Genomic DNA, 25949 nt, shown 5'->3' on the forward strand with positions numbered 1-25949 from the left:
TCAGTCCCCATAGCCATAATAGCTGGCAAATCTCTTGCCGTTCGGTGTGAAGGTGACGCCATTCAGCAGCAGCTGAATGTGCCGGCATCCGTCGAGCAGACCGAGCGCCTCGCGCAGTTCCGCTTCGTCGGTGGTGTCCGCCTTGACGACCATCACCGCCTGGCCCGCATGCGCGGCAAGCGCGGAGGCGGCCGATGCCGATAGAGCGGGCGGCGAATCGAAGATCATGATCCGCGTGGGGCTTCGCGAGATCAGGCGGTCGAGCACGTCGCGCGTACGCTGCGACGCGATCAGTTCGGTGGCATCGTGGGACTGGCGCCCCGCCGGCAGCACCGAAAGGTTGGGAATGTCGGTGTGGATGATGCAGCTCTCCGCATCGACCGATGGGTCGGCAAGCGCATCCATCATGCCCGGACCGTCCTCAAGGCCGAACAGGCCTGGAATCTCGGGCTTCGAAAAATCGCAATCGACGAGCACGACATCGAGGTCTTTTTCGCGCGCCATCGAGAGCGCGAGATTGACCGAACAGAAGGTCTTGCCCTCATCGGGCTTGGCCGATCCGACGAGGATCATGCGGCCATTCTGGATCGGCTGACCGGCCTCGCCCGCCGCACGCAAGAGCAACTGACGCTTGACGATGCGGAACTCCTCGGCGAGCGCGCCGGGGCGTTCGTCGGGCAGAATGAAACCACCCTCGGCAAGCCGGGCGCGATTGACGGTTCCATGACGTCCTGAGGCGGGAGGCGTGTCGTTGAACGCCTCGCGGAACATATCGGACGGGCGCGCCGCGGGCTGCGTCGGCGTGAAAACTTCGCGCTGCTGCGCCGCCGGAGTGGCTTCGGCCTGTGCCGCGCCGCGAAGCGCCGCCGCGAAATCATATTTCTGCGCCGCGCGTTCGAGCAGCGAACCGGAGGCTTGGATGGAGCTGTGTTTGTTCATCGTATCGCTCCTCAGGCGGCCATGCCGCGTTGAATGAACTCGACCGCCATCAGCATGCCGAACACGCCGCCAAGCGCGACCGAGGCAATGGCGAAGCGGCGGAATTTCTGGCGGCGCGAGGCTGCGGTCGTCGCACTGACGACTTCGGTGATCGCACCGAGTACGGGCAGCCCCGTGCCGGTGCCGAGCCGACGCGCGGTGGCATAGGTGTTCTTGAGCTGGCTCTTCGCAAAGGCGGCCGCGACGCCCGCGCCGATGGCTGCGAACAGCACGAGGATCAGCAGCAGCGGACGATTGGGCGACACGGGTGCCGTCGGCGCGCTGGGCGGATCGACCACACGATAGGTCCCGGTATCGGTTTCGAGCGCGACATCGCCGCGCAGGCGGATGCGTTCGCGGTCCGCGACGAGGTCGGTATACTGCGCCTGCAACGCCTGATAGTCGCGATCGAGCTGCTGCTGTTCGGCGAGCGATGCCGGATCGGAGGCATCGCCATTGTTCAGCATCTGGATCCCACGCCGAAGCTGGTCGCGACGCGCGGTCAGCGCGGCGACCTGCGCCTGCCGGTCGGCCAGCATCGAACGCAGCGACATGTACAGCGGATTGGCCGTCGAGCCGCCGCCCACAGTGCGGCCTGCGCTTCCGCCGCTGCCTTCGCCCGCCGCTGCGGCACGGGTGCGCGCAATCTGACGATTGAGCGCCTGCACATCGGGATGCGAATCGGTCCAGCCACGGCCGCGCGCATCGGCGAGCTGCGATTCGAGCGCCTGCAATCGTGCGGTGTTCGGTCCTGCAGCACCGGCGCCGCCCGGAATATAGGTGCCGGGCGTGCTGACCGTTGGCGGGGTCGCAGCGAGCTGCGCCTGTACGGTCGACAAAGAGCTCTGCGCGGCGGCGAGATCGGACTCGATGTTCCGGAACTCGGCGCGCGCCTGTTCGATACGCTGGGTGATCGTGCCGGTGCCGGGCAACAGCCCTGCAAACTGGGTTTCAAAGACCGCGCGACGCTCTTCCAGCTCACGCAACCGGCTCTCGCGCTCGGCGATCTGACGATCGAGAAATTCGACCGACTGGGTCGCTTCCTGCCGGCTGCCGGCAAGGTTGCGCTCGACGAAAACGTCGATCAGCGACTGGTTGATTTCGCGCGCCAGACCCGGCGCGTTCCATGAGACGGACACTTCGAACATGTTGCCCGGCTCGCCGATGCGGGTCGGGTCCTGTTCGGCGGCGACGGTGACGCGGCCCTTGAGCTGCGTTGCGAGCGAACGAATCTGTTCCGGCGTCGCCGCTTCGCTGGCGAGTTCGGTGCGCCGTACGACCTGTTCGAGATTTTCGGTCGAGGCGAGCGTCTGGCGAATACGCTCGATATTGGCGCGCTGTTCGCGCTCCGAGACACCGATTTCGGTCGACAGCACATTTTGCTGTTCGACATAGATGCGCGAACGCGACTGGTAGCTGTTCGGGATCAGCGCGATCACGAGCCAGCCGAGCGCGGCCACGGCCCAGGCGACGCCCAGCGCCATCCAGCGATGCTGCCAGATGCCGTGCAGGGCCAGCCTTATCTCTTCGTAAATTCCGTTCATGCCGTTCGCTTCGCCTTTCCGCGAGAAATGAGATCAGCCCGTTCGATCAGAACATGCTCTCGGGAATGATGATGACGTCGCCGGGCTGCAGCTCGACATTGGCGCTGGTGTCGCCGCGGCGGAGCAGGCTCGAAATGCGCAACGCATATTCGCGCTGCTGCCCGCTGGCCCGATCGTAACGGACGAGGCGCGCGCGGTTGCCCGAAGCGAATTCGGACAGGCCGCCGACGGCAATCATCGCGTCGAGCAGCGTCATATTGGCGCGATACGGGATCGAGGCCGGTTCCTCCGTGGCGCCGATCACGCGTACGCGCTGGGCATAGGTGCCGGCAAATTCGTTGACGATGACGGATACCCGCGGCTCGGTGATATACTGGCTCAGCATCACCGCGATGTCGTCGGCGAGCATGGCCGGCGTCTTTCCGACGGCGACCATGTCCTGGATCAGCGGCGTCGTGATGCGGCCGTCGGGGCGCACCTGGATTTCCTCGGCGCCCAGTTCGGGGTTGCGCCAGACGAAGATGGTCAGCTTGTCGAGCGGGCCGATGACATAGTCCTCGCCCGGGCCCTGGTTGCTGCTGACGAACGATGCCGGCGGCAGTTCCTGTCCACCGCCGCTCATGCAACCGGACAGCGCCGTGGCCGAAAGGCCAAGAAACAGAAGCGATTTCGACTTGGTGAAGTTACGCATTTCGGGCCCTCATGTTTCGGGCCGTCTTCTGGTGCGCTCGATCGTCGCGCACACTCCGGCCCTCTTGTCATGGGCCGCTATGCAGCGCGAACGGTTAAAATCGCGTTGAGCTAAATGGTTACTTTTCCGCCCTTAACCACGATCTCTGCGGCATTGGGATGGCTGAGGAAGTTTTGCGGGCTGGCGCTTAAACCATATGCGCCCGAGGCGAAGACGGCGACGAAATCGCCGATGTCCGCGCGCGGCACGGCGATCTGGTTGGCAAGGCGGTCGAGGGGCGTGCAAAGCGGGCCGACGATCGAGGCGGTTTCGACCGGCTCGGCACCCATTTGGCTGGCGATCGCAACGGGATAGTTGCGCTTCATCACCATACCGAAATTGCCGGTTGCGGCGAGATGGTGGTGCATCCCGCCATCGGTGACGAGGAATATCTCGTCCTTGCTTTGCTTGCGGTCGAGGATTTGCGCGACATAGACGCCCGCCTCACCGATCAGCCAGCGGCCGAGTTCGATCATGAACTGCGTGTCGCGGAGAATATCGGGGCGCGACGTCAAGGCGTCATCGAGCGTCATGCCGACCGCATCGACGTCGAGCGGCGTATCGTTCGCCGTATAGGGAATGCCGAAACCCCCGCCGAGATTCACGGTTTCCGGCGCTTTTCCGATCTCGTCCGCCAGGTGTGCCGCCAATGCGATACTGGCGGCCTGACAGTCTGCAATCGCGCCGGCGTCGAGCGACTGGCTGCCCGAATAGATATGGAAACCGCGCCAGTCGGCACCGGCATCGAGCAGTTTGCGCCCGAGCGCGGGCACGCGATCCTGGTCGATGCCGAAGGGCTTGGCGCCGCCGCCCATGCTCATCCCCGACCCCTTCAGCTCGAAATCGGGATTGACGCGGATGGCCAGTCGCGGCGTGACGCCAACCCGTTCAGCCGCTGCCAACGCCCGATCCGCTTCGGTTTCCGATTCCAGATTGAGCGTTGCGCCGAGCGTGAGCGCCAGTTCGATCTCTTCGTCGCGCTTGCCGGGGCCGGCAAAGCTGACGTCATCCATAGCCGCGCCGCAATCGCGAACGGTGGCCAGCTCGCCGCCCGAAGCCATGTCCAAGCCATCGGTGATCGGAATAAAATGTTTTATGACAGCCGGATGAGGATTGGCCTTCACAGCAAAATGCAGGTGCACGGCTTCAGGGATTGCTCCACGAAACCGCTCGACCTGCGCCGTCGCGAGGTCGAGATCATAGGCGTAGAATGGCGTTTTCCCCGCCTTTCCGGCCAATTCGGATACGGTGAAGCCGCCGATCCGCAATTCGCCCCGCTGATTTGCGAAGGCCAGTGGAATGGGGCCGATCGGCTTCATGCGGCGAATTCCTTCTCGATGGCCGTTCGGTCCAGCTTTCCGTTCGGATTGCGCGGCAGTTCGTCCTGCCACACAATGTCGCGCGGCTGCATGAAATTCGGCAATTCGGCTTTCAAATAGCGTCTGAGCGCTTCGTCCTGCACGCCATCGCTGCCCCGGACCACCAGCTTGATGGCCGCGCCCAGTCGCTCGTCGGGCACCCCGAATGCCACGGCCTCTGCAACCATAGCACTGGCGACAGCGGCATCTTCGATTTCGCTGGGGCTCACGCGGTTCCCGGCGGTTTTTATCATCGAATCATCGCGGCCGACGAAGCGCAGAAAACCTTCCGCATCGCGTATGACCGTATCGCCCGACCAAACGGCCGTGCCGCCATATTCGGAAAATGAGGGCGCCGGTTTGAAGCGGATCGCCGTGCGCTCGGGATCCTGCCAATAGCCTTGTGCGACGAGCGGGCCCGCATGGACGAGTTCGCCCGGTTCGTCCGGCGCCGCTTCGCTGCCATCCGGCGCGACGACCATGGTTTCGGCAAAGGGAATAGCCCGGCCGATGCTTTCGGGCATCGCATCCAGCAGCTCGGGATCGAGGGTGGTGGAGCGAAACGCTTCGGTCAGCCCGTACATGGAGTGAATGCGCGCCGCAGGCCAGGTGTCACGCATCTTTCGTACCAGCGGCACGGGCAGCTTGCCGCCGGAATTGGTGAGCGTGCGGAGCTGTCTTGCGACGTCATCCTCCCATTCGAAGTCGACAAGCTGCACCCAGAGCGGCGGGACGCCTGCAAGAACAGTGACGTCATAGCGGCCAACCGCCTTCATCACGTCGCGCGGCATCAGATAATCGAACGGGATGACGCTTGCCCCGGCATACCAGCTGGAAAGCAGCTGATTCTGTCCATAGTCGAAGCTGAAGGGCAATACGCACAACGTCCGGTCGTCCGCCGCAAGCCCAAGATAATGCGCCACACTGACGGCACCGAGCCACATATTGGCATGGCTGAGCATCACACCCTTGGGCCGCCCGGTCGAGCCCGATGTGTAGAGAATCGCCGCCAGTTCGTCGGGTGAAGCATTGGACGGCGTCATCGCGTCACCCACAAGGGCGACGTCACCTTCATCGGCCGTGCGGCAGCCGGTCGGCACGTCGCCTTCTTCCAAAGATCTAAGGCGACTCGCACCAGCGATGAGCAGCTTGGCTCCGCTATCGGCCAAGATATGCGCGACTTGCGCCCGTTTCAGCAGCGGATTGACCGGGACATGCACCAAACCCGCCCGCGCGGCGGCCAGCGGCATGATGCAGGCGAGCCGCGTCTTGTTGAGCCAGCTCGCGACGCGATCGCCCGGAATGAGCCCCTGCCCCGCCAGCCATGACGCCATCGCGCCTACGGCGGCATCGAGTTGGCCATGCGTCATGCTGCCCGTCTTGTCCGTCAGCGCGATCGCATCGCGCGCGCCGCGCAACGTCAGATGGTCGAGCGGCTTGGGCTCGGGATTTAAGTCTTTCGTCATCGCTTGGCGTTAGGTCCCGTTTCGAATTGCCGCGTCGTGCGGCGCCCGGGATAGCGCCAAGATGGTTGACGTAAAGTTATTCGATACGCTCGACGCCGTCGCCGCCGATGCGGACGGCGCGCTCGACCGTGCGAAGCAACCCGGTCTCTACAATCGGCTCGAATGGTATCGCCGCACCGTCAAAGACGGAAACCCGCATGCGCCATTGGTGGCCAGGGCGCGCAACGCCAAGGGAAGCGCCTGGCTCTTCCTCGATCGCAAGCCTGGCGGCGCCCAAGCGCTGGCAAGCTGGTATACGCTGGATTTCGGTCTTTCCGGCGAGGGCGAGACCGAAGCGTCGACCGAGGCATTGGCGCGCAACCTCAAGCATCTCGCGCGTATCGAACTCTCGCCCGTCGGCGACCCCGAACCGATCGCCCGAGCATTTCGGAATGCGGGTTGGAAAGTGTTCGTCGAACCGAAGACCGAAAACTGGTTCCATCGCATGCCGAACGACTTCGAGACCTATTGGGCGAGCCGGCCGAGCCGGCTGCGCAACACGGTCAAACGCAAGGCGAAAAAGGCGAATCTCGACATTCGTATCCATCGGACGTTCGACGAGGCCGCATGGGACGATTATCGGACGATCTACGCGCAGAGCTGGAAAGGCGAGGAAGGCAGCTGGCCCTTCATGCGCGACTTCGCAGAGACGGAAGGAAAAGCCGGGACACTCAGGCTGGGCGTCGGGTATATCGACGGCGAACCGGTAGCCGCTCAGCTATGGACGGTCGAAAACGGTCAGGCGACGATCCACAAGCTCGCCTATACCGAAGCCTCGAAGAAGCTTTCGCCCGGTTCGATCCTTGGAGAGGCGATGTTTCGGCATGTCATCGAACAGGATGCGCCCGCCATTATCGACTATGGGACGGGCAGCGAGCCCTACAAAGCCGATTGGATGGACGAAGTCCGGACGCTCTATCGCATCGAAATGTTCAATCCGCGCCGCCCCGGTGCATGGTTTGCCCTGGCGAAGCGCCTGATTTCCGGCCTTGTCCGGCGCGGCGCACAAGGCTAGGCGAGCCGCAAACAGGGCGTGAGGAAATTTCATGACGTCAACCGGAGCCGAAAAGGTCGATCAAACGCTGCGGGCGGTGCTTGTCGACGTGCTGGGGCTGAGTGCGGACGAAGTCGGCAAGTTCGACGAGGGAACCGAGCTTTTCGGCGCGATTCCGGAGCTCGATTCGATGGCGGTCGCCGGATTGCTCACGGAAATCGAGGAACGGCTCGGCATCTGGATCGACGATGACGAATTCGAAGCGGAAATGCTTGAAACTTACGGCAATCTCCTCGTCTTTTCGCGAGACAAGGCGCTCCAGTGAGCCCGCCTGAGCCGCGCTATCGCGAATATGCCTGGCGCGACGGGCGCGAATGGATGCTCGAACTGGGGCCGGAGAACGGTCCGCGGCTGCTGATCCTTCCGCCCCTGCTCGAGGAGCTCAATCGCTCCCGAAAACTGCTGACCGACATGATGCGCGACCTCGCGGTCGCCGGGATCCTCAGCGTGCTTCCCGATCTGCTCGGCACGGGCGAAAGCCTTCAGACGATCGATGCCACTGATTGGGAGGACTGGCGTGACGCCATGACGTCACTCGTCCAGGAGCAGCAGTTTTCCGGCATTTTCTCGCTCCGCGGCGGATGCCTGCTCGACGACTGCAGTACCGTAAAAGCGATGCGCTTTGCGCCCGTTGCCGGGAAAAACCTGATCCGCGACCTGATCCGCGCGCGCGGCGTTACGGACAAGGGTTTCGACGCAGTAGCGCAGAAGGCCGTGTTCGAGACCGGACCGACCATGCTCGGCGGTTATCCGGTGCCGGTCGCGCTCGCCCGCGCGCTCCGCGACGCCGATCTGCCCGAGCGCGCCGATGTCACCACCGGCCGTTTGGAAAGCGACGTTCCCGACGCCGATTTCAAGATCGACGGCACGCCGGTCTGGCGGCGTGCCGAACCGAGCGGATCACCGGAATTCTCGCGCGCGCTCGCCAATAAAATCGTCGATTGGTTAGCCTGATGCGCAACCTGTTTGCCATTCCATGTGAAGAAGATTGGCTCGGCGCCACGCTGGACGCCGCGGATGGCGAGACCGGCGTTCTCATGGTCATCGGCGGCGGTCAGACGCGTATCGGCGCACATCGGGGCTTTGCACAGCTCTCTGCGGCGCTGACAGAGGCCGGCTATCCCTGCCTGCGTTTCGACCGCCGGGGTGTTGGCGATAGTTCGGGCGAAGATCCGGGCTTCGAAGACACCCTCCCCGAAATCCGCGCAGCGGCAAGCGCTTTGCGGGAGAAATGCCCGTCCGTCCGCAGCGTGATCGGCTATGGCCTGTGCGACGGCGCGACGGCGCTGGCCTTGCACGGCGCGGCGGCTGGGCTGGACGGCATGATCCTCGCCAATCCCTGGGTCGTCGAGGCGCAGGCGAACGAGCCGCCGCCTGCCGCCATCGGCAAACATTATCGTGAGCAATTGATGAGCCTTGATGGCTGGAAGCGCCTGCTGACGGGCGGGATCGATTACCGAAAGGCCGTCCGCGGCGTCATGAAGATCGTCAGGAAGCCCAAGTCCGAAGGCGCCGGCAGCCTGGCGGAGCGCACGGCCGCTGCCATGGCGTCAGGGCCCCTGCCCGCTCATGTCGTGCTCGCCGAGGGCGATGCGACGGCGATCGCCTTCGATCACGAATGGCGAAAGGGCGCGATGCAGGCTCTTTCATCGGAACCGCGCTTCACCTGCGACCTGATCGATACCGACGCCCACAGTTTCGCGCATGACGGCAATTTCGAACGGCTGCGCGATAGCTGCCTGTCGGCGCTGGAGCGGTTTAAGGCCGCATAGAGCCGCCTGCGATCGCGCCTACCAGGCGTGATCAGCAGATCCTGTCAGGAAACGCTCGGCATCGAGTGCCGCCATGCAGCCCGTCCCGGCCGCCGTGACGGCCTGACGGTAGATCTTGTCCATGACGTCACCGCAGGCAAACACGCCCGGAACGCTCGTCCGTGTGCTGCCCGTCGCGACCTGGATGTAGTTGTCGTCGTCGAGATCGAGATGCCCCTTGAACAGGCTTGTCGCGGGATCGTGGCCGATGGCGACGAACGCGCCTTCCGCGTCGATCTGCGTGATCGCATCGGTCTTCGTGTCCTTGAGATCGATGGCGACGAGGCCGAGCGGATCGCCGTCGCCCACAAACTTGTCCACCGTCTTGTCCCACATCACGCTGATATTCGGATGATCGAAAAGCCGGTCCTGCAGCACCTTTTCGGCGCGCAGCGAATCGCGGCGATGGATCAGCGTCACATCGTCGCTGTGATTGGTAAGGTAGAGCGCTTCCTCGACCGCCGTATTGCCGCCGCCGATGACCGCGATCTTCTTGCCCTTGAAGAAAAAGCCGTCGCACGTGGCACAGGCCGAAAGCCCCTTGCCGCGCAGCAGCGTCTCGCTCTCAAGGCCCAGCCAGCGCGCCTGCGCGCCCGTCGCGATCACGACAACATCGCCATGATAAACATCGCCGCCATCGCCCATCAGCTTGAACGGACGCTCCGAAAAATCGACTCCGCTGATATTGTCCCAGACGAGCTTGGCGCCGCAATTTTCCGCCTGCTTCTGCATCTGCTCCATCAGCCAGGGACCCTGGATGATGTCGGCGAAGCCCGGATAGTTTTCGACCTCCGTCGTCGTCATCAGCTGCCCGCCGGGTTCTACGCCCTGGATGACGATCGGCTCCATATTGGCGCGCGCGGCATAGATGGCGGCGGAAAGGCCGGCGGGGCCGGAACCGAGGATCAGCATTCTGGATTTATGGTCGGCCATGGTCTCGTCCTGCGTGGTTGTGCCGGACGAGATAGCCTCGCCCCGCCGCTGCGCAAGCGACAGGCGCGCAGCCATTGCTTGATCCCCGGAAAGAGGAAATTGGTAGCGGAGGAGGGACTCGAACCCCCGACACGCGGATTATGATTTTAACGGAAACATCGCGGAGACGCGTCTACATCGATTGTGCCACACATTTCGGCATAGTTAATTCGAAGCGAGTTTCAGAGCGGTCAGAGAACACCCGCACTTCACCACCGTGAGCCTGAGCGATTTCCTTCACGATGAAAAGGCCCAAACCCAAGCCCTTCTCGCGATTTGAAACCTCCCCACGCTGGAAGGGCATGAAAAGCTTTTCGCGAGCCGCTTCAGGGATTGGGTCGCCCTGATTGACAACACCAAGGTGCAATTGATCGCGTTCGACCCGCGCTTCTAGCACAATAGGTTTGGACCGATCTCCATATCTGACTGCATTAGCCAGGAGGTTAGAAACAAGCTGTCCAATTCGGTGGGTATCGCAATCGACCTCTTCCAAATCCCAAAGTTGGCAATTAATTTCTACATCAGTAGCGACGGCTGTTATCTCTTGGACCACGTGATGCAAAACGTCTGCTAGACTGTCTTTGTTTGAGTAGTCGAGCGGGATGCCCGTCCCCAACCGCCCCCTGGCGAAATCGAGCACGTCGTCGATCAGGTCACTAGCGCGCACGAGACTTTTCCTCATCTCCCCTATTACGGTCGATGTGCGTTCGTCCGCTTCTGCATGTCGCTCCAATATCCGCGTCCCAGCCGCTATCGCCGCGAGCGGATTGCGCAGATCATGACCGAGAACGGCAATGAATTGATCCCGCAGCTCCAGTTGCGAGTGTTCATTCTTAAACCGCTCTTCAGCCCTGACCCTAGCCTCGACCAACGAGCGCTCGAATTTCAATCGTTCGGTCGCTTTAAACAGCGTGAGCCGGGTAAACAGGTGCTCCCCGTTCGGTCCCCGCTTCTCCTTGGCATTCCCAATAACGGGAATCTTGTCAGCGTCACCAAGTTGCAGGTCGAACGCGATCTCGTGAGCTTCGCCTTGCAGCCGCAGCATCGGTGCGAGATGCGTCTCGAAAGCGATCTTGCCACCGAACGACAGGATCGTATGGACCTGCTTGCCCACCAAGTCGTCCGGTGAGCAGTCCAACCAGTCGGCCAAAGTTTGATTCACCTTCGCAATCCGCGCATCCGGAGTGACTGAGAGATACCCGCACGGAGCTTCGTCATAGAGCTCCGCTAGGTTCTCAGTTGGAATATCTGAGGAAGTCACGGATCGCGTTAGTTACCTCGTCTGGCGCACTAAGATTAGGGCAGTGCCCGGTCGCGCGAAGCAACCTGTATTCGCTGTTCGGCAATTTGGCGTGGACATATTGCCCGACTACTTCTGGAGCGATGATGTCTTGCTGGCATTGAAGAATGAGGGTCCGTGCGGTGACGTCCGGCAGATCCTTCCGGTTATCTCCGTAGAATGTCACCCTAGCGAATTCACGAGCGATGTCCGGGTCGGTTGCGCAAAACGATTTCGTCAACCGTTCACCCAATTCCGGTCTATCGTCGTTGCCCATAATCTGGGGTGCCATTGCCGCCGACCAGCCGAGGTGGTTCTCATCGAGGAAGCTTATCAATTCTTCGATCTGCGTATTTGAGAAGCCTCCCACGTAATCGTCGTCGTCGATGTAACGGGGCGATGGGCCGACCATCACGATCTCGCTAAAAAGATCCGGTCCCTTGATCGAAGCGAGGGCGCCGATCATGGCGCTGACAGAATGTCCAATGACTACAGCATTCCGAAGGTCAAGCGCGTCCCCGATCTCGACCAGATCTGACGCATAGCCATTGAGCGTCGAATACTTGGCTGAATCGTACGCAGATAAATCTGAGTGCCCAGCACCTACGTGATCGAAAAGCACGACTTGAAAGTCTGCCTCGAATTTGCGCGCGACGTCCTTCCACATGTGTTGATCACAGCCGAAGCCGTGAGCAAAAACTAGCGCTCGTCCCTCGCTGCCGCGCACCGACACATTGTTTCGAGTTAGAACGAGATCATCCCCCATGCTCGGGGGTTCTAGAACTCTTTGCAGATTTCGCAAACTGCGATGAAGTTATGGATTGGTGAGAGCCAATGCTCGGTTTTTGATAGGTGGCCTTCAACATCGTCCCTCCTCGCCCTCGAAGTCCACATCCTTTTCATAGATATGAAAAATGTGAGCACGGAGTAGCGGAGCCGCAGATTATGAACCCAACGGAAACGTGCGTAGACGCGTCTACGTAGACTTAAATGGTTTGTAGCGTCGGCTCTTGGCGATACTCTCTTATCCGGCGGGCGTCTGGTTTTGGGTGGAAAGCGGACATGGACTCGTAGCCACTAAAACGTCTGTGCTTGGGCCGGTTTTGCCGGGAGGCTACATAGCTCTACCGGTTTAGCGGCTATGGTTGGCGGGCCAGATCCTCGCGCCGCCGATCTATGCTCGTAAATGTGCCATCGGAATGCGATATTTCGAGTTTTTCAATGCGGCCATTGTCGTCTCGTATGAACCGATAACGCCGGAGCGGATTTTCGGCGCTGTAGAACAGATCGTTATCAATCGGCACGAGCGCTCGTGCTGGCCTGCTTCCAACCTGAACTTCCAAGCCCGTTTCGCTTAGAATGACGACCAACCGGCCGTATATGCCTTCAAAATCAGACAGATCCATCTCGGGAACGCTACGTTCATCAAGAGCCGACCGCGCCCATGCCCAATCGAGCTGATAGACCGCGTTTCCGCTTTCTAATGCCGCATCCAGGGCAAGAATCTGGCCGCGTCGCAACGCATCATCGGCGGAAGTGGCAACATCGGGAAGGACTCCCACGCCTTCCCAATTTGTGCCAGTGATCGGGTTGATCGTCGAACCTATCGAGATGAAAACTTCAAATCCGCTTCCCGCGTCGAATACGCCCCCCGGATTCGCGGCACCACTGGAGGGCTCGCCGATTATGGTGGCACGACCCACAGCCTGCAGCGAATAAGCCAACGCTTCGGGAGCGGGTCGCGTTCTAGCACTGATCAAGATGTAGAGCGGAACATCGACGCGAGGCGCCGGGTAGGGGACAACTGGCATTCTATCTTCCCGGCCCGATCGCGACTGGTATATACTGTGCACCAAGGCGCCTGGCTCCGTAAATGCGCTAATCAGATACCCGACCATCCATGGAGATCCACCAAAGTTGTCCCGGAGATCGATGATCGTAGCGTCGGTGTGTGACACGAGATCCAGTGCTCCCTTGGCGCTCCGCAAGGCTGGATCGTCAACATTATTGAAATCGATGTTGGCGAACGAGGCCATATCGATATATCCTATATTGCCCGGTAGTATTTTAACCTCGCGAAATCCAAATCCGGATCGACGGACGGCGTCTTCAATTCCGTAGAGTAGCTGTCCTCTCTGATCCCTTGACACGACAGTTTCCGAATCTCGGCTGCGCGGCGACCAAGAGACGTCGAAATGCCGATCATGCGGGGTCAGAAAGTTGGTCAGTGCGGTAGCGAGTTCCCGCGGGTCGGATATGGAATCCCATGTGCCCGCTGCACTCGCCGCGCGTAATTCACCAGAGATCGCTTCGGCTCGCGCCTCATTGTAGAAATTTGTTTCGATAAGCGCGGCGACGTCGTTTGCGACGATGCGCGAATTCATCTGTTGTGCGTGAGATGGTGAAAGGGCGAGCACCAGCGCGGCCAACCAAATCACAGCAAATCGCATATTCAAATCACCTCCCGAAAAAAGCTAGATCGGAATTTGGGCTGCCGCAACGGTGCACCGGTCCGATCCGCGATAGTCTCGACGAAGGTTGAAGTGATTTCGACACACGCCGCCAACCGGCCCATTGGCGGACCATGGACAACTTTGTAACGAACGTCTGTCATCCACCCAGTGCAGACATCCCACGTCTGTCATCCACCCAGTGCAGACATCGCACATTTCGAGGAACACAGGCAAGCTGCCGGTCCGCTTCCAGGAGGACCGCAAAGCCCCTCGAATGTCTGACATGGGGCGCTCTGCAGTCATCATATGGGCCCTACGCTAGCGTCTGCTATTGGGACGTTTGCTGACCGACCGGTTTTGGTTTTCGCCAGGATACACCAGCCGGGCCGCCATCCAGCTCGCCGTTGAACGCGGTAAGGTTCCGTTGTTGGGTGGGAAAGCGAACATCGAAGCGAAGCCTTGGCGTGGCGGCAAAACCGGGTGCGGTTCAAAACCATGGTTCGGCGATAACCAAAATTATAAGCAACGCCACGTTTACAACTGCCAGGCCGATCAATTCGCCTCGAGACGTTGGCCGATCATACAAAATACCCGGCTCGCCAGTAGTTGAAACCTGAGACAAGCGACTGGCGGACGAATGGCTTTTGCCATGTCGCGCCAGCCCCGCTTGCCTGCGCGGTTTGACATGCTCCTGCACTCTGGGTCGTTCATGCATCGCGCTGCAGGATAGCTACCAATGATTAAAATTTGCAATTTCCGTTGAGATTCAGCGAGCGATTGATTTGCGAACGGGCACTGGCCCCTTTCTACGGTTACGTTCAAGAGAGACTGCGGCAGCCCAACGCACCGAGGAGCTGGTGCTCGTTTATTCCGTCTGTGTCCGAACATTTTTTGCGAGTGTCTTGAACCGATCGCCATTTGGCTGTCGAACCGTCAGCGTCCAGTTTCCCCCACTGCTCTCGTGCAAATCTTCCACTACGCCGGCCTTGCCTTGATGAACACCGCCGACGACGGTGCACTTGTCGCCATTTTGGATTGAGGGATTCGCGCTCCCGTTATTAATCATCCCAATTCCTCCCGATTGGTAGCTTTCCGGTCGACTATCGTAACGGTCGATAAACAAGCCGCATCCAGCGCGCTTCCTCTCCTCCCATATCGGGAGAAAAGTAATCGTGGATCTCTGCATTTCCTTCCCGATGAATCTGGACACGCAACGGAGTGGATTGGCCGACAATTCTGTTTGTTACGCTGCCTTCAAGTTGACCGGTGCCGTCGGCTGCCAGCCTACCATGCAGCGTAGCGACACCGGTGCCGGTTGTATCCATCCAAACATACCAATGTTGCTGCAACGACGTATCGTATCCGGTGAAGCCCCGGCCTTCGAACGCATCATTGACTTCCGCAAGCCCCTCCACGTGCAACTCCAAGACTCTGCCGCCCAGAACAATTGACCGGGTGGCTGCCAACTCGGTGTCAACGGGATCGACGTCGGGTGAAAACCAGACCGTCGAGCTTAACGTATACCGCCCAGCCATGGCCGCCAAATGATCATGCTGCTGTTGCAGGTCCGTTGACGAGCGCCGGTCCGCGATGAACGCTTCTGCCTGAGTTCCAACGGCACCTCCGGCATCCGTGCAGAAGAGCAGCAGGGTCGTCGCCAAGAGTAAGGTTTTTGCATTCAATTGCTGTGCCATGATCGCAATCAACCCACCTTATTCCCTAGTCCTCGGCTGCCCTCATCTGATGTTGCGACAAGATGCGTTGCCAGTCTTCGGGCGACAATTGTGGCGGCGGTTCGCCCGGTTGCGCGCCGACCTCCCGAAAGAAATTTGCAATATCGGGCTCGGGAAAAATAAACAGTATCGTGCTGTCGCTTTCCCCGTCGCTGGAAACGCCGTGCCGGGTGCCTGGGGGGATGACCATCAATGTTCCCGGTTCAGCTTCCGCTTGCGTCGATCCCAGAGTGAGCGTGGGACGCCCCTCGTGCACGAAGATAACTTCTTCATAACCATCGTGAATATGAACCGGGATTCCGGTGCCATCAGGTATATGTTCCGTTCCGACCATCAATCCGGTTGCACCGCTGTTTTCAGTCGTCACTTTTAGGATCGCACTGCGTCCATCGGGGAAAAGCAGCGCCTCACCGTCGTGAGGCGCCAATATGAGTGGACCGCCCGCTGAAGAAGAGGTTGTATCACTTTCAATCGGGTGTGATTGTGCGAGGCTTGGCAAGGCCACCAATATGGTTAGCGCAGAAAAGAATGTTTTCATGCCGCCGTCTTTCTCCGATGCGAGCGATCATTCGCTGATCAGCACCGGTCTCATACCATAATCTTTGTCCGAATTGCACAGGAACCGACGAGGTTGGCGTCACACAGGCTACCCAGCAGCGGAACACATGCGGCAAACCGAAGTCGCTCGTGAGTGACCGCGATTTAGGTGTGTTTTCGACCTCGTCGCGATGCACCTTCAGTTGCTCGCGAGTTGACGGTTGCAGAGCAGCCAGAGCTAGATGTCCGCTTTCAGATCGAAAACCTCGAGCTTTGTTGAAGACTGTTGGCGCACTTGGATGAGGAACAGCCATGACAACGCAAGCGAGTGAACAGCGCGATACTGACGCGACCCATATTCTCTCGAGCGACCATCGGACGGTCGAGGACCTGTTCGAGAAATACGAAAATGCCTCAGGCACCGATCGCAAGCGCGAGATTGCAGAGAAAATCTGCACCGAACTGAAGATCCATGCGCAGATCGAGGAAGAGATTTTTTACCCCGCACTCGAAGGCAAGATCGACCAGGACTTGCTCAAAGAGGCCTATGTCGAGCACGATGGTGCAAAGGTGCTCATCAACCAGATTGCCGAAGGCGGACCCGATGAAGAGTTTTACGACGCCAGGGTGACGGTGCTCAAAGAGCAGATCGAGCACCATGTGGAGGAAGAGGAAAAGCAGCGCGACAATATGTTCCAGCAGGCGCGCGCTGCCGACGTCGACCTCCATGCGCTTGGTGAGAAGCTGATAACCCGCAAGGAAGAACTCAAAGCGCAGGCCGAAAAGCAAGGCCTGCCGCGTGCCGAGCTAACCACCGCCTAGGAATTTCGATCTGGAAAGTGAGCGACGGAATCGGTTGTTCTGAGGTCGACAGAACCCCCGGCCCCACGCAACCCATAGAAACCTATGCCGTATTTATACGTTGCCAATGTGTAGCAACATCAAAGGAAAGGATTTCCCAATGGCATCTTCAACGTTCAAATCGCTGACCGACACCACATTCGATTCTGTCGAAGGCTATCGCAAAGCCGCCGACAAGGCGAAAAGTGCCGCGCTCAAATCAGCCCTGCAGGATCGGCTTGAACAACGCGAGAAAACGCTCGAAAGGCTAAATTTCCATCTTCAATCCGAAGGAGATGAACTGGTAACCCAGGGAACGGTCACCGGTGCCGCTCACAGGCTGTGGACGGAAATCTCAAACCTTTTCGAAAATGGCGACGAGGCTGCTGCCGAGCGGGTCGAAGAGGGCGAGGACTATATCGCGGGCAAATTCAAAGCAGCACTCGAACAGGGAAATCTCAATTCGATCGAACGGACAATTGTCGAAGAGTGCTATGCGGAGATTCGTGCCGGCGAACGGTTCGGTGACATGATCGCACATGAATACGACTGATGTTATCGGGACGGGCCCCTATGAGGTCCGTCCCCTCCTACATGTCAGGGGCCTCACGTTTCCCCTTTTTGGTACGAATGCTGGGTAAGGTCAGCTGCGAGGTACGCGCGCATCTATAATTTGGCCGAGCTGTACGCGAGCCGAGATGATGGCAACGACCGGATCGTGTGCCGCTGTATCCTCGACAGAATTGCGTTTCGACAAAGAAGAACCCGTTTGGTAGTCATACCCGAGTGCGTAACGGTTGGGATTAGGGGGATCTTGATGCGCCACCATTTAGCGTTCCTATTAGCAATGGCTGCCCAATTGTCGGTAGCGGCAACAGATGTTGTGGAGGAGCAAGTTGGAGAACGATCCACTCCTCATGAACGCATGGCGCCCTTTGCTTGGATGGTCGGCGAGTGGGGGGCGAAGGCTGGATGACCTCGCCTACCGGGGAGCGTCTTCCGTTTGAGTCACGCGAGACGGTGTCGCTTAAACTCGGCGGGGCGCTGTCAGAGCAAATGGACCTTCGCGGGTACGGCCTCAGCGTTGACGGATTGAGCGAACTGGCTATCCGGTTGCGATGCCCCTATCGAAGAAGCCTGCCAGCCCGTTCCGCTACTTCAATTCCTCGCCTGAGGTCATCCGGCTGGTGGTGATGATGTATGTGCGCTTCCCGCTCAGCTTGCGGAACGTGAAGGACCTGCTCGCCGAGCGCGGTATCGATATCTGCCATGAGACGGTGCAGCACTGGTGGAACCGCTTCGGTCCGCTGTTCGCAGCCGATATCAGAAGGCAGCGGGTTTCTCGAATGAAAGGCTTCCGCCATCCTTGCGCTGATGTTGACGCTTGTCGGCCTGGTCAACCGGGTCGATCAGGATTTCGATACACCCATCTACCATCGGATCGCGCTGGTCAGTAAACTCGCGGCGTTTTCGCTGGCCGGTGCGGTCGGGCTATTGCTCCTGCTCGCCATGCCGGTAGCCGAATTCGATAACATGTCGCCGCAATGGTATCCGATGCTTTACAAGATTCTCTATGCCGGTGTGGTCGCGTTGAGCGCGCTGCTGGTGGGAACCGTGGTGTTGCTTTACCAGACCGTGCGCAGCCTGATCGCGCATGTGACACCGAGAGAGGATGTCTAGGCCTTAGCCCCGGCGCTTCTTGCCTTCCACCGGTTCCTTGAGCGGATTGTTTTTCTGATCCTGCGGCTTGAGGCCCGTGGTCCCGCGCTTTTCATCGGGCGTCAGATCGCCGACCGGATCGGTGGGCGGCGATTTCTTGCCTGGTTCTTTTTCGGGAATTTTTCCGGCGTCGGAATTGCTCATGGCTATGCTCCTGTCGGGAGTGCAGTGAAAAGCTCCCGCCTCGGCGGGCGGGGGCTTTGGGGGTGGCAAGATCGCAATCCTACCAATAGGGCCTGACTGTTCAATATTCGTAGACCGTCGTCTGATAATCGCGATCATAGGCGCGGTCGCGGTCCTGCTCGCCGAATGTCGGCGCGCCTTTCAGTTCCTCTTCGGTCATGTCGAGCCTGTAACGGCTCACTGGTTGCCCTCCCCGGCGGCACCTACTGCCTGCGCCAGTTCCCCATTATCGCGCGATCGAACCGATCAGGGGAAAGGGGGTAACGGAACTTGTCGTCTCACCGATCGCTAATTCGGTTCAAGGTAAGCCGATATGAAGATAATCAGAATTGCATTTTTCACCATGGCCATTGCGATGCTCGCGGCGGTGCTGATTTCGCTCATCCCAAGCGACAAGTGGTTTATTCGCGCGCTTGATCTCGTGCGCGAGCCGATGTCGTATCTGGCGGGGCTCCTACTGTTGCTCTCGCTACTCCTTGGTGGATCGCGACGGTGGATGACGATCGCGGCCTGCGTCCTCGTGATAGTGATCAATTTCTGGCGGATCTGGCCATACTCTTTCCTTGCCGAGACGCAGCTTGCCCTCGGCGAGCAGGAAGGAGAAGCCGCAGCAAAGCAGTGCTTCTCCGCGATGTCTGTCAATGTGAAGGTCGAAAACGAGCAATATGCGCTGATTATAAATCAAGTGCGACGGCACGATCCGGATCTCTTGTTCCTGATGGAGACGGATAGCCGCTGGGTTGAAAACCTCGAGCCCCTGCTGTCAGAATACGACCATGTAGACCGGCATCCGCAACCCGACGCCTTCGGACTGGTATTTGCCACCAGGCTGCCTGTGGTAAGAACCAACGTGGTCGAAAACACCCACCGCGATACGCCCACGCTCTACGCAACTCTGCAACCCGCAGAATCGCGACCGATCGAATTCATAGGGTTGCACCCGAAACCGCCTCTGCCGGACTGGAACACCGAACTGCGCGACGAGAACATCGCTAATGCCGGTGTGCAGACGCCCGACCGCCTGCCTGACGCCTTTGTGATGGGGGATTTCAACGACGTTCCCTGGTCGCGCACTACCACGGAATTTCGTTCAACAGGCGATTGGCGCGATCCGCGCATCGGTCGAGGAACTTACCCGACCTTCCCTGCAGACGTGCTCCTTTTAGGCTGGCCCTTAGACCAACTATTGGTGAAGGGTGAACTTGAGGTCGTTTCGTTTGAAATACTGCCGGACAACGGCTCCGACCATCGCGGGATTCTTGCCAATATCTGCGCCCCTACGTGAACGCTCGCTGAAATGTCTGCAATTGGGTCGATTGCTGACCGGCCGGTTTAGAATCGCCACGCGATATAGCAGCCCGACCGCTTTCCGGCTGAACGCTGCAATAGCCCAAGTTCCGCTCATGGGTGGAAAGCGGAGATCAAATCTTGGCGGCTATATTCGCCCAAGCCGAGTAGACGACAAGGGCAACGAAAGCTAACCATGCCAGCAGAACTGCAATCAGCCCAGCCTTCGATGTCTGCTTGCGGTGGCCAATAGCTTTACCGCGAAGGTCAGCCATGACCGGTGCAGGTATCAGCTTTACAGCAAGGAGAATGCCTAGGGGAACAAGCAGCAGATCATCGAGATAGCCGAGCACAGGGACAAAATCAGGTATCAAGTCGATGGGAGATAATGCGTAAGCGGCAACCGCGGCAGCAATCGCCTTGGCATGCCATGGGACTCGTGAATCGCGGGCCGCAAGCCACAAGGCCACTACATCGCGCATTACTCGTTTCGCCCATTTATTTAGGCGCTCGATAATCATACGGGTGAACGTAACGAATGTCTGGGAGATACACCAACGGGTCGTTAGCCGACCGGCCGGCTTCAGCTGGCGATCCGACACAGCAGCCTGACCGGTCTTCGGCTCAGCGCAAAGCGCAATTGAGTTCCGCTTCTGGGTGGGGAAGCGAACTCCGCGCCGCCTGACGGCATGACATTCGCTCGCCGTTATTGACTCAAAGAAGGCCATGGCTATCGCTCAAATGAACTTGCGATGAGAGGGGCAAGTCCATGAACCAGATCATCAACCGCATCGAGCCGTCGCTCAAGCCGTCCGACCATCCCTATCTCAATGGTGCCTGGGCACCGAATTTCGAGGAACACGATGCGTCGGACATGGAGGTGATCGGCACTATTCCCGCCGATCTGGACGGCATCTATGTCCGTAACACCGAGAACCCCGTGCACCAGCCGATCGGCCGTTACCACCCGTTCGATGGTGATGGGATGCTGCATATGATGCGCTTCTCGAACGGCACGGCAGAATACAAGAACCGCTTTGTCCGGACCAAGGACTTCGAGGCTGAAGCCGAAGCTGGCGAAGCGCTGTGGGCGGGCTTCATGGAGCCGACCGCCAAGTCGAAACGGCCCGGATGCGGTATCGCGTCACATCTGCGCGACAGCTCTTCCACTGACGTGCTCGTCCGCAACGGCAAGATTCTATCGACCTTCTGGCAGTGCGGCGAAGGCTATTTGCTCGACCCCGAAACGCTGGACACGCTGGGCATTGAGGAATGGACGCCCGTCGATGGCCTGTCCGCCCATCCCAAGCTGGATGCGACGACGGGCGAACTGATGTTCTTCAACTATGGCGGCACGGCGCCCTACATGCATTATGGCGTTGTCGGGGCCGACAATGAGCTGAAGCACTATATCCCTATCGAATTGCCGGGAACGCGGCTGCCGCACGACATGGCGATTTCTGACAATTATTCGGTGCTGAACGATTTCCCGCTCTTCCCGATCCCCGAGGCGCTGGAGAACGGCTATTTCGTGCCGCAATTCGTCGAGGGCATGAAGTCGCGTTTCGCCGTGCTGCCGCGATACGGTTCGCCCGAAGATGTGATGTGGTTCGAAGCCGAGCCGACCTATGTTCTGCACTGGACCAACTGCTGGGAAGATGGCGATGAAGTCGTGCTCGAAGGCTATTTTCAGAAAGGCCCGCTGCCGCCGCCGCTCGAATCCATGGGCGACAGATACAAGCTACTTGCCGCGAGCATCGATCTCCACTCGTTGAGGCCGCATTTGCATCGCTGGCGCTTCAACCTGAAGACGGGCGAGACGGCCGAGGCACGCGTCTGCGATCAGGAGCATGTCGAATTCGGCAACATCAACCCGGACCGTTACGGCCGCGAACACCGCTATGTGTATAGCGCCCATGGTAAAAAGGGGTGGTTTCTGTTCGACGGGCTTGTGAAACACGACCTTAAGGCGCCGACCGCCGAAAAGGTGCTGTTCGGCGAGGGTCGCTTCGGCTCCGAAGCGCCGTTCGTTCCACGCAAGGGCGCAATCGAGGAAGACGATGGCTATCTGGTCAGCTTCGTCACCGACATGAAACGCGACCGCTCGGAATGTGTCGTCTACGACGCGAGAGATTTGGAGCAGGGGCCGCTCTGCCAGGTAATCCTGCCGCATCGCATCTGTTCCGGAACACACGCGACCTGGGCCGAGGCGCGCGACCTGTAAATTCTCGGGCTACGGCAAAGGAGCAAAGTCATGGCGAGCGACATCTTCATCCTCGGCGGATACCAGACGGATTTTGCGCGTAACTATTCCCGCGATGGCCTGACGATCTTCCACCTGCTCAAAGACGGCGTCGAAGGAGCCTTTGCCTCCGCGGAGATCGATCCCGAGGACATCGAAGTTGCCCATGTCGGCAATTTCGTCGGCGAGCTTTTCACCGGGCAGGGTATGCTGGGCGGATTTCTCGGCCATGTGCACTCTGACCTTGCCGGAATTCCGGCTTCGCGGCACGAAGGCGCTTGCGCCTCGGGATCGCTCGCGATTCTCGCGGCGATGGCAGATATCGAGGCTGGCCGCTACGACTGCGCGCTCGTCCTCGGCATCGAATATATGCGCAACGTGCCGGGCAAGATCGCCGGCGATCATCTCGGCGCGGCGGTCTGGGTCGGTGAAGAAGCGACCGATGCGACCTTCGTCTGGCCGGCAATGTTCTCCGATCTGGCGCAGGAATATCATGCGCGCCACGGCCTCGATCACGACCATCTCAAGGAAATCGCCAAGATCAATTTCGGCAATGCGCAGCGCAATCCGAATGCCCAGACGCGAAACTGGACGCTGACCGACGAGCATTTCGCTGAAGACGAAGAGCTTAATCCGGTTGTCGAAGGCTGGATGCGACGGCAGGATTGCAGCCAGATCACCGATGGCGCGGCGACATTGTTCCTCGCATCGGAGGCAAAGGCGCGGCAATATACCGATGCGCGCGGCATACCGCTCGAAAGGCTCGCCCGGATCAAGGGCTGGGGCCACACCACCGCGCCGATGCTGATGGAGGCAAAACTGAAGGCGAACCAGCAATCGCCCTATTTGCTCCCTTGGACCCGCAAGGCGATTACCGATGCCTATGCGCGCGCCGGGATCGAGGACATCAGCCAGATCGATGCCATCGAAACGCACGATTGTTTCACGATCAACGAATATATCGCGATCGAGCATTTCGGCATCACCGAGCCGGGCAAGGCATGGCAGGCAATAGAGGATGGCCGTGTCGCACCGGGAGGTGCGATTCCGGTGAACGCGTCGGGCGGGCTGATGGGCATTGGCCATCCGGTGGGCGCGACCGGCGTGCGCATGGTGCTAGACGCCATGCGTCAGACGACGGGCACCGCCGGGAATTTTCAGGTCGACGATGCGAAGACCGTCGCAACATTCAACGTCGGCGGTTCGGGGACGACCAATTGCAGCTTCGTCGTGGGCAGCGGGGCGTGACGACCTACAAGAATGCGCCGCGCAATCTTATAGTAGCGGCGGTCGCGACGGGACTGGGCATGGGTTTCGCCTGGCTTGCTGGGGGCAACGGCGTCCATGCCTTCGGGACTTCGGTTTTCGTCGTTTGTGCAGCGTTTGCCTTCCTGATCAATTGGATGGCCTTCGTCCCCGCTGCGATCGCCCAGTCGGACAAGTTCTACGATCTTACGGGATCGATTACCTTTCTGTCGATCGTCGGTGCCGCCTGTTGGCTGTCGGCACCGCTCGATCTGCGCGCCATCGTGCTGGCCGCCATGGTCGCCATCTGGGCGACACGCCTGGGCTTGTTCCTGTTCAGGCGCATCGGCGCCAGCGGCGGGACCGACGCGCGGTTCGAGAAGATCAAGATCAATCCGCCGCGCTTCTTCAGCGTGTGGACGATTCAGGCGCTCTGGACCATCTTCACCGCATCCTCCGCCATCGTCGTGATCTCGGCCGCGGACCCGGCGCCGATCGGTGTGTTCTTCTGGACAGGGTCGGTGATCTGGCTCGCGGCCTTCCTGATCGAAGTGATCGCGGATCACCAGAAGTCCGTTTTCCGGGCCGATCCGGCGAATGCAGACCGGTTCATCACAACCGGCCTGTGGTCTTGGTCCCAGCATCCCAACTATTTCGGCGAAATCATGATGTGGGTCGGTGCAGTCGTGATCGCGCTTCCATTGCTTTCGGGTTGGTCCTGGCTCGTGCTCGCATCACCGCTGTTGATCGCGCTGCTGCTGACAAGGGTCAGCGGGATCAACATGCTCGATGCGGCAGGCCAGAGAAAGTGGGGCGACGATCCGGACTATCACGCCTATCGGCACCGGACATCGGTGCTCATTCCCATGCCTCCACACGCATAGAGCACAAGCTGTCCCAGCGCCGCTTGAGGAGCAGTCATGAGATCGGCAAGTCTCGGGGGTGACCTCGCCGTCCCGGGTGCCAAAATCCAAGGGCTCCCTGTCGAAGTATTTCGTGACCAGGTGCGAAACGAATTCGGATGGTGTAACGTCAGTGCACTTCGCACGCTTGGCGAGGATGTATGCTGAAGACGGCTTACCAGCAGATTTGTGCAATCCTCGGCCTGATGCTTCTCGCGCAATTAGGACCGCGACCGGCTGCGGCCCATTCCAGACCGGCCAATATTTGGTCCCACGGAGTGAAACAGGCAGCGCAAATCTCCAATGAGGCAGCGCGCCTCAGTCGGGAAGGCCAAGAGTTTACAGCTGCAGGGTCTTTCGCTGCTGCCGAGCAAAGCTATCGGCGCGCGTTTCAGCTCATCGAGGCTTCACACGGCCCTGAACATCCCGAGACCCTTCTTGCGCTGAATAACGTTGCTGCCGCTGTGGCACGTGCAGGGCGCTATGCCGAAGCCGCCCAACTGTTCGAGCAGGTCTACCAGCGAAGAATTGGCCGCTTCGGACCGGATCATAGAGCTACGCTGGTAGCGATGACAAACCTTGCCACTTCGCTGTCGAACGCAGGCGAATATGATGCTGCAGAGACCACCTACAGGGAGGCCATTCCGAGGCTTGAGACGACATTGGGAAATCGCAACTCGCTTACGATTAATGCGATAAACGGCTTGGGCGTCCTGTATTATTCACAAGGGCGCTTTGCAGAGGCTGAGCCCCTTTATTTCCGTGCGCTTGAGGGCTTCGAAGCTCTGCTCGGTGCTGATGATCCCGCGACGCTTCTGGCCGTTCACAACCTTGCCACGCTCCATGCGGTGCAGGACCGGTCGGCCGAGGCGGAAAGCCTCTACCTCCGGGCACTTGAAGGGAGGCAAACCACTCTTGGCCCCCTCCACGTCCAGACTTTAGAGACGGTCGCCAACCTTGGCGTCTTCTATGAAGCACAGGGCCGTGACGATGATGCGGAACAGTTCATGGTCCGGGCGCTTAGCGGCCGCGAACAGGCATTGGGCGCACTCCATCCGGACACACTAACTGCACAGGGAAATCTGGCCACATTCTATTTCAATCGCGCGCGCTACGATGAAGCTGAACCCCTGATGCAATCGACACTCGAAGGCCGTCGCCAGATATTGGGTGTCACTCATCCATACACTCTGCGTGCTGCTGCAAGCTTGGGTCGCCTTCATCTAATGCGAGGACAAGGTCACCTTGCCGAGCCGTTGCTTCGCGATGCTGCCAATGGACGAATTCATCAGCTCGGCCTTGAGCACCCCGGCACACTTCGCTCGCTTCATGCCCTGGTGCTCTGCCGCCTAAACTTGTCAGGCGTCGAGCCGACCTCGATCACGCCTGCCCGGCTGTTGCTCGAAGGAATGCGGGCCAGACGAAGATAGATCAGGCCAAAAGGCGACCTTTGGACCAGTGTCCTCATTTGGGTCGTTTGCGGAAGCGCGGTTTTCCTAACCACGGGGCCGGAACCGGACAGTCCGTTACCAGCCAAACCCCGCCGGACATGTTTGCACCGACGGTATTGTCCACTC

At 59.7% G+C, this 25949-nt stretch carries 25 protein-coding genes; 12 read left to right on the plus strand and 13 right to left on the minus strand.

From position 1 onward, the window contains the following. From Q0139_RS03285 to Q0139_RS03305, 5 genes are all read right to left on the minus strand, one after another. A complete protein-coding gene (locus tag Q0139_RS03285) occupies positions 1–939 on the minus strand; it encodes an AAA family ATPase (RefSeq protein ID WP_298017244.1) in 939 nt (312 codons plus the stop codon). Positions 940–950: 11 nt separating this feature from the next. Continuing rightward, entirely contained in the window at positions 951–2522 is a 1572-nt protein-coding gene (locus Q0139_RS03290; RefSeq protein WP_298017247.1) for an XrtA system polysaccharide chain length determinant, read from the minus strand. A gap of 46 nt (positions 2523–2568) precedes the next feature. Then, entirely contained in the window at positions 2569–3213 is a 645-nt protein-coding gene (locus Q0139_RS03295) for an XrtA/PEP-CTERM system exopolysaccharide export protein (protein WP_298017249.1), read from the minus strand. Positions 3214–3323: 110 nt separating this feature from the next. Next, on the minus strand, positions 3324–4571 hold the full coding sequence (locus Q0139_RS03300; protein ID WP_298017252.1) for a pyridoxal-dependent decarboxylase, exosortase A system-associated: 1248 nt from the start codon (positions 4569–4571) through the stop codon (positions 3324–3326). Beyond that, positions 4568–6076: an acyl-CoA ligase (AMP-forming), exosortase A system-associated gene (locus Q0139_RS03305; RefSeq protein WP_298017255.1), complete on the minus strand. Its 1509-nt coding sequence runs from the start codon at positions 6074–6076 to the stop codon at positions 4568–4570. Before Q0139_RS03305 ends, Q0139_RS03300 begins: the two co-directional genes overlap by 4 nt. A 61-nt stretch (positions 6077–6137) precedes the next feature. On the opposite strand from Q0139_RS03305, the gene Q0139_RS03310 reads away from it, so the two are divergent. Genes Q0139_RS03310 through Q0139_RS03325 form a run of 4 tightly spaced genes read left to right on the plus strand, consistent with a single transcriptional unit; the run spans position 6138 to position 8941 of the window. After that, positions 6138–7130 (plus strand): GNAT family N-acetyltransferase, encoded by a 993-nt coding sequence (locus tag Q0139_RS03310; protein WP_298017258.1) that lies wholly within the window; start codon positions 6138–6140, stop codon positions 7128–7130. Positions 7131–7161: 31 nt separating this feature from the next. Next, positions 7162–7434, plus strand: a complete 273-nt coding sequence (locus Q0139_RS03315) for an acyl carrier protein (protein WP_298017261.1) — start codon at positions 7162–7164, stop codon at positions 7432–7434. Then, positions 7431–8123, plus strand: coding sequence for a hypothetical protein (locus tag Q0139_RS03320; RefSeq protein ID WP_298017264.1), 693 nt, complete (start codon positions 7431–7433; stop codon positions 8121–8123). Before Q0139_RS03315 ends, Q0139_RS03320 begins: the two co-directional genes overlap by 4 nt. Next, a complete protein-coding gene (locus Q0139_RS03325; RefSeq protein WP_298017267.1) occupies positions 8123–8941 on the plus strand; it encodes a hydrolase 1, exosortase A system-associated in 819 nt (272 codons plus the stop codon). The genes Q0139_RS03320 and Q0139_RS03325 overlap by 1 nt, the downstream gene beginning before the upstream one ends. A gap of 18 nt (positions 8942–8959) precedes the next feature. Here the strand turns inward: Q0139_RS03325 and trxB are convergent, their stop codons facing one another. From trxB to Q0139_RS03355, 6 genes are all read right to left on the minus strand, one after another. After that, entirely contained in the window at positions 8960–9913 is a 954-nt protein-coding gene (trxB, locus tag Q0139_RS03330; RefSeq protein WP_298017324.1) for a thioredoxin-disulfide reductase, read from the minus strand. Between the two features lie 172 nt (positions 9914–10085). Then, positions 10086–11102 carry a HAMP domain-containing sensor histidine kinase gene (locus Q0139_RS03335; RefSeq protein ID WP_298017270.1) on the minus strand — a complete coding sequence of 339 codons (1017 nt, stop codon included), beginning with the start codon at positions 11100–11102 and terminating at the stop codon, positions 10086–10088. Between the two features lie 85 nt (positions 11103–11187). Beyond that, positions 11188–11997 (minus strand): alpha/beta hydrolase, encoded by an 810-nt coding sequence (locus Q0139_RS03340; RefSeq protein WP_298017273.1) that lies wholly within the window; start codon positions 11995–11997, stop codon positions 11188–11190. 373 nt (positions 11998–12370) lie between these two features. Next, positions 12371–13681, minus strand: coding sequence for a S41 family peptidase (locus Q0139_RS03345; protein WP_298017276.1), 1311 nt, complete (start codon positions 13679–13681; stop codon positions 12371–12373). Between the two features lie 1103 nt (positions 13682–14784). Next, positions 14785–15378, minus strand: coding sequence for a DUF1579 family protein (locus Q0139_RS03350; RefSeq protein WP_298017279.1), 594 nt, complete (start codon positions 15376–15378; stop codon positions 14785–14787). 25 nt (positions 15379–15403) lie between these two features. Next, complete coding sequence (locus Q0139_RS03355; protein ID WP_298017282.1) at positions 15404–15955, minus strand: cupin domain-containing protein; 552 nt, start codon at positions 15953–15955, stop codon at positions 15404–15406. A gap of 311 nt (positions 15956–16266) precedes the next feature. Between Q0139_RS03355 and Q0139_RS03360 the strand changes: the two genes are divergently transcribed. The 3 genes from Q0139_RS03360 (at position 16267) to Q0139_RS03370 (ending at position 18474) form a co-directional block, all read left to right on the plus strand. Then, positions 16267–16776: a hemerythrin domain-containing protein gene (locus tag Q0139_RS03360; protein ID WP_298017285.1), complete on the plus strand. Its 510-nt coding sequence runs from the start codon at positions 16267–16269 to the stop codon at positions 16774–16776. Positions 16777–16882: 106 nt separating this feature from the next. Further along, positions 16883–17347 carry a PA2169 family four-helix-bundle protein gene (locus Q0139_RS03365; RefSeq protein ID WP_298017288.1) on the plus strand — a complete coding sequence of 155 codons (465 nt, stop codon included), beginning with the start codon at positions 16883–16885 and terminating at the stop codon, positions 17345–17347. A gap of 821 nt (positions 17348–18168) precedes the next feature. Next, positions 18169–18474, plus strand: a complete 306-nt coding sequence (locus Q0139_RS03370) for a hypothetical protein (protein ID WP_298017292.1) — start codon at positions 18169–18171, stop codon at positions 18472–18474. Between the two features lie 3 nt (positions 18475–18477). On the opposite strand, the gene Q0139_RS03375 is transcribed toward Q0139_RS03370, so the two are convergent. After that, positions 18478–18657 (minus strand): hypothetical protein, encoded by a 180-nt coding sequence (locus Q0139_RS03375; protein ID WP_298017295.1) that lies wholly within the window; start codon positions 18655–18657, stop codon positions 18478–18480. Between the two features lie 382 nt (positions 18658–19039). Between Q0139_RS03375 and Q0139_RS03380 the strand changes: the two genes are divergently transcribed. Then, on the plus strand, positions 19040–19981 hold the full coding sequence (locus tag Q0139_RS03380) for an endonuclease/exonuclease/phosphatase family protein (RefSeq protein ID WP_298017298.1): 942 nt from the start codon (positions 19040–19042) through the stop codon (positions 19979–19981). A 136-nt stretch (positions 19982–20117) separates the two neighbouring features. Here Q0139_RS03380 and Q0139_RS03385 read toward each other — a convergent pair whose 3' ends face one another. Then, entirely contained in the window at positions 20118–20465 is a 348-nt protein-coding gene (locus Q0139_RS03385) for a DUF1232 domain-containing protein (protein WP_298017301.1), read from the minus strand. Positions 20466–20752: 287 nt separating this feature from the next. Here Q0139_RS03385 and Q0139_RS03390 point away from each other — a divergent pair, with 287 nt between their 5' ends. The 4 genes from Q0139_RS03390 to Q0139_RS03405 all read left to right on the plus strand — a co-directional run bounded on the left by Q0139_RS03390 (position 20753) and on the right by Q0139_RS03405 (position 25802). Beyond that, positions 20753–22207 (plus strand): carotenoid oxygenase family protein, encoded by a 1455-nt coding sequence (locus tag Q0139_RS03390; protein ID WP_298017304.1) that lies wholly within the window; start codon positions 20753–20755, stop codon positions 22205–22207. Between the two features lie 30 nt (positions 22208–22237). After that, on the plus strand, positions 22238–23473 hold the full coding sequence (locus tag Q0139_RS03395; RefSeq protein WP_298017306.1) for an acetyl-CoA acetyltransferase: 1236 nt from the start codon (positions 22238–22240) through the stop codon (positions 23471–23473). Then, the gene (locus Q0139_RS03400; RefSeq protein WP_298017308.1) at positions 23470–24354 is read left to right on the plus strand and encodes a DUF1295 domain-containing protein; all 885 of its coding nucleotides are present in this window, start codon (positions 23470–23472) and stop codon (positions 24352–24354) included. The genes Q0139_RS03395 and Q0139_RS03400 overlap by 4 nt, the downstream gene beginning before the upstream one ends. Before the next feature lie 179 nt (positions 24355–24533). Then, entirely contained in the window at positions 24534–25802 is a 1269-nt protein-coding gene (locus Q0139_RS03405) for a tetratricopeptide repeat protein (protein ID WP_298017310.1), read from the plus strand. The last annotated feature ends 147 nt before the right edge of the window (positions 25803–25949 follow it).

It is taken from the genome of uncultured Parasphingopyxis sp. (assembly GCF_937129435.1).
GTDB lineage: Bacteria > Pseudomonadota > Alphaproteobacteria > Sphingomonadales > Sphingomonadaceae > Parasphingopyxis.

What these genes read in the sequence shown, in the direction of transcription:
- Q0139_RS03285 (WP_298017244.1), bottom strand. Translation starts at nt 939, where the DNA reads ATGAACAAACACAGCTCCATCCAAGCCTCCGGTTCGCTGCTCGAACGC.
- Q0139_RS03290 (WP_298017247.1), bottom strand. Translation starts at nt 2,522, where the DNA reads ATGAACGGAATTTACGAAGAGATAAGGCTGGCCCTGCACGGCATCTGG.
- Q0139_RS03295 (WP_298017249.1), bottom strand. Translation starts at nt 3,213, where the DNA reads ATGCGTAACTTCACCAAGTCGAAATCGCTTCTGTTTCTTGGCCTTTCG.
- Q0139_RS03300 (WP_298017252.1), bottom strand. Translation starts at nt 4,571, where the DNA reads ATGAAGCCGATCGGCCCCATTCCACTGGCCTTCGCAAATCAGCGGGGC.
- Q0139_RS03305 (WP_298017255.1), bottom strand. Translation starts at nt 6,076, where the DNA reads ATGACGAAAGACTTAAATCCCGAGCCCAAGCCGCTCGACCATCTGACG.
- Q0139_RS03310 (WP_298017258.1), top strand. Translation starts at nt 6,138, where the DNA reads ATGGTTGACGTAAAGTTATTCGATACGCTCGACGCCGTCGCCGCCGAT.
- Q0139_RS03315 (WP_298017261.1), top strand. Translation starts at nt 7,162, where the DNA reads ATGACGTCAACCGGAGCCGAAAAGGTCGATCAAACGCTGCGGGCGGTG.
- Q0139_RS03325 (WP_298017267.1), top strand. Translation starts at nt 8,123, where the DNA reads ATGCGCAACCTGTTTGCCATTCCATGTGAAGAAGATTGGCTCGGCGCC.
- trxB (WP_298017324.1), bottom strand. Translation starts at nt 9,913, where the DNA reads ATGGCCGACCATAAATCCAGAATGCTGATCCTCGGTTCCGGCCCCGCC.
- Q0139_RS03340 (WP_298017273.1), bottom strand. Translation starts at nt 11,997, where the DNA reads ATGGGGGATGATCTCGTTCTAACTCGAAACAATGTGTCGGTGCGCGGC.
- Q0139_RS03345 (WP_298017276.1), bottom strand. Translation starts at nt 13,681, where the DNA reads ATGCGATTTGCTGTGATTTGGTTGGCCGCGCTGGTGCTCGCCCTTTCA.
- Q0139_RS03350 (WP_298017279.1), bottom strand. Translation starts at nt 15,378, where the DNA reads ATGGCACAGCAATTGAATGCAAAAACCTTACTCTTGGCGACGACCCTG.
- Q0139_RS03355 (WP_298017282.1), bottom strand. Translation starts at nt 15,955, where the DNA reads ATGAAAACATTCTTTTCTGCGCTAACCATATTGGTGGCCTTGCCAAGC.
- Q0139_RS03360 (WP_298017285.1), top strand. Translation starts at nt 16,267, where the DNA reads ATGACAACGCAAGCGAGTGAACAGCGCGATACTGACGCGACCCATATT.
- Q0139_RS03365 (WP_298017288.1), top strand. Translation starts at nt 16,883, where the DNA reads ATGTGTAGCAACATCAAAGGAAAGGATTTCCCAATGGCATCTTCAACG.
- Q0139_RS03370 (WP_298017292.1), top strand. Translation starts at nt 18,169, where the DNA reads ATGTTGACGCTTGTCGGCCTGGTCAACCGGGTCGATCAGGATTTCGAT.
- Q0139_RS03375 (WP_298017295.1), bottom strand. Translation starts at nt 18,657, where the DNA reads ATGAGCAATTCCGACGCCGGAAAAATTCCCGAAAAAGAACCAGGCAAG.
- Q0139_RS03380 (WP_298017298.1), top strand. Translation starts at nt 19,040, where the DNA reads ATGGCCATTGCGATGCTCGCGGCGGTGCTGATTTCGCTCATCCCAAGC.
- Q0139_RS03385 (WP_298017301.1), bottom strand. Translation starts at nt 20,465, where the DNA reads ATGCGCGATGTAGTGGCCTTGTGGCTTGCGGCCCGCGATTCACGAGTC.
- Q0139_RS03390 (WP_298017304.1), top strand. Translation starts at nt 20,753, where the DNA reads ATGAACCAGATCATCAACCGCATCGAGCCGTCGCTCAAGCCGTCCGAC.
- Q0139_RS03395 (WP_298017306.1), top strand. Translation starts at nt 22,238, where the DNA reads ATGGCGAGCGACATCTTCATCCTCGGCGGATACCAGACGGATTTTGCG.
- Q0139_RS03405 (WP_298017310.1), top strand. Translation starts at nt 24,534, where the DNA reads ATGCTGAAGACGGCTTACCAGCAGATTTGTGCAATCCTCGGCCTGATG.